Source organism: Bacteroides sp. 51, assembly GCF_010500965.1.
Lineage (GTDB): Bacteria > Bacteroidota > Bacteroidia > Bacteroidales > Bacteroidaceae > Bacteroides.
Window position 1 is genome coordinate 305,199 of sequence record NZ_QVMI01000004.1, and the last position, 2,677, is coordinate 307,875.

The 2,677-nt window shown below is 39.6% G+C and carries 3 protein-coding genes; all 3 read right to left on the minus strand.

The window, feature by feature from the left end; all coding sequences use genetic code 11:
- A partial coding sequence (locus D0T87_RS24525) for a transposase (RefSeq protein WP_239063495.1) occupies positions 1–1,733 on the minus strand: 1,733 nt, incomplete at its 3' end.
- A 106-nt stretch (positions 1,734–1,839) separates the two neighbouring features.
- Positions 1,840–2,175 carry an IS66 family insertion sequence element accessory protein TnpB gene (gene tnpB, locus D0T87_RS05950; RefSeq protein WP_163173767.1) on the minus strand — a complete coding sequence of 112 codons (336 nt, stop codon included), beginning with the start codon at positions 2,173–2,175 and terminating at the stop codon, positions 1,840–1,842.
- A complete protein-coding gene (locus D0T87_RS05955) occupies positions 2,169–2,531 on the minus strand; it encodes a hypothetical protein (protein WP_163173769.1) in 363 nt (120 codons plus the stop codon). The genes tnpB and D0T87_RS05955 overlap by 7 nt, the downstream gene beginning before the upstream one ends.
- Positions 2,532–2,677: the final 146 nt, after the last annotated feature.

Consider the following 2,677-nt stretch of genomic DNA (forward strand, 5'->3'; position numbering starts at 1 on the left):
CGGAAATAGTCTCTAAAAGAAACACCAACCTGCTTACAGGTCTCAATGAACGTATTGTAAATTGCCGAGTTTAAAGCACCACCCGTACTGCAAAAAAACAAACTGTTCTTTCGCTGATTTGTCAAGGGTCTTATCGCTCGCTCGGCGGCCAGATTATCAATGGTATATTCACCGTTAGTTCGATAGCGGAAAAGTTGTTTCCAAAAAGTACGAAGATAATTTAAAGCCTTACGCATCAAATCACTCATACCTTCATCAGGTAAAGCCAACAACTCGTATAACTCCTTCCAAAGAGCATCAACTATCCCATTAGTATATTCATCATTGCGACGACGCTTGATCTCAGCGGCAGACAACTTTAAACGAACATATTCCTCCTCACGTTTATAAAGGCTGCCCATCTTAAGAAGAAAGAAACGAGCAAGGTCACAACCTTGATCAAACGCAGTCTTGAACTTCGCGCGGGCGTGAGCCAGGCAACAAAGGTGATCTACACTGGTAAGCTCGTCATCCAAATACATATAAACGTTATAACCATCACTCTGCAACGAACGAAGTTTGGCATCACCCAAAAAGTCCGTCAATACCTTGCGACGTCTTCCGCCAGTATGTCGACTCCCATCCGCATCCGTGCAGTCTTCATAGAAGAAAATAACAATATTAGCTCTCTTGTTTACCAAACACCACATATAAGTCTTCTTGTGACCATAATGAGTTTGATAACGACACCAGGTCTCATCAACATTCACATCAGAACCAGCCTGCAAAGCAAAAGACTTGAGTGCGGGAATAAGCTTGTTTAACTGGATGGCACCTTTGTCAGACCAGTTAGAAAGATTTTGGCGACAAGTATCCCAACTCATATCAGACAAGCGATTCTTGGTCTCACGATAAGAAGGGCTACACATCTGGTATTTATTGAACAACAAATAAGAAAGAAGATTAGCCGTAATATGAGTACCCGGAACGATCTCTTTGTAAACTCCGGATTCCGCATCATCAACGTGTGCCAGATAAACGGTCTCAATACGTCCGTCGGCATACTTAACTTTCAGATGTTCAAAGTGGTGCTCAACTATTTGACTGATAACGTCACGAACTTTATACATCTTAGAGGAAAGAATCTGAGTACCTGCGGGTAATTGACTACGATCACTCAGGTGGACAACAGCATCACCAACAACACATTTAGTATATTTCCAACCTTTACGGCTAGGACCATGATAAACCTTATCCTGAGATTTATTATCCTCATCTAAAACAGGGGAATCCACAGGATCAGAACTAAGAGAACCAGCCGTACCGTCAAAACCGCCTTTATCGTCATTACGACCTTTTATATCAGATTTCTTATCAATTCCTTTTTGACTCTTAGAACTACCAAAATGCTCATTCTTTAGTACAGAAGAACTATCTTTAAGCGCTCTATTCTCTTTACGTAAAACACGAATCTCTTCCTTATAGCTTGAAACCTCCGATTGTAAAGAGGATATGACTTCATGTAGGCTTCTATTCTCAGAACTACTTTCTTTACGCAGCTCCTTCAACTCAGTCAAGATATCACCTAACATCTTATCTTTGGCGGAAACTTGCTCCAAAAGGAAAAGACAGTATTTACGAACTTCAGAATCAGTCATATCAGAGGTAGCCTCACAAGGAACAACAGGAAGATCCTCCTGCTGCTCCAAATACTTGCGATTCAATATGCGATCTATTAACTCGTCTCCTGTCATACCTCAGATTTGAACCTAAAAGTAAGAAAAAACAAGGAGAAAATGAATAGAAAAACATATTTAATTATCTGAATTACAGTTGATTAACAAAACAAAAACAGCAAAATTAATGAAGACGAATCGACTTTATTATTGGACTTTCCAATATAGCCACCAAGCTATTCCAAGCTATCTTATAGACCAACTCGTCATTTTCGATTTCAACACGCATAAAACGATAATCGCCGGTAAAGCGTTTCTCGTGAAGGTGATAGGCACGCTTCTCAAAGTAAACCAGTTTAACCTTTTTTTGGTCTTTGGACATAAAGATATAAACGTCACCGTTAATCGGATCACGATGATAACGAGTACGGATGATCTCACAAATACGAGGAGCTTTACAACGCATATCATGAAAAGTAGGAAGAAAATAAAAATTCTTCAAACCAGAAATACTCAACATAAACCCTCCAATCTATCAACAAGTTGTTTAACACCAAGGTAATCTAAGTCGCTCTTTTGAATGTGAAGACCATCACGAGTCTGAATACTGATCATAATGCCACCAGAAGAACAACTAGAGGAATCAGACTGAGATTCTGGTTGAATTAAAGATGCATCCTCAGATTCAACTTCAGCACAAGGACGACCATCAACCCGAACAGGAACGATAGACTTCTGACGCTTGCGAAGCCAGTCATAAAACAACTTATAAGAAATACCTTGCATAGAACAATAGGCGTTGATAGAAACACCTCTACTTTGACCATCGGTTTTATAGAGAAACCATAACTTCTCAAAATCACTGTCGCTGTACATAAAATAAAATATTAGAATTATACAGCGCGAAACTAAGAAAAACAGAAATAAACATCAAGACGTCATTTTTGGACGCTTACACATCTTAGAGGAAAGAATCTGAGTACCTGCGGGTAATTGACTACGATCACTCAGGTGGACAACAG

Excerpts from the sequence above, each read along its gene's own strand:
- tnpB (WP_163173767.1), bottom strand. The coding sequence starts at position 2,175 with ATGTTGAGTATTTCTGGTTTGAAGAATTTTTATTTTCTTCCTACTTTT.
- D0T87_RS05955 (WP_163173769.1), bottom strand. The coding sequence starts at position 2,531 with ATGTACAGCGACAGTGATTTTGAGAAGTTATGGTTTCTCTATAAAACC.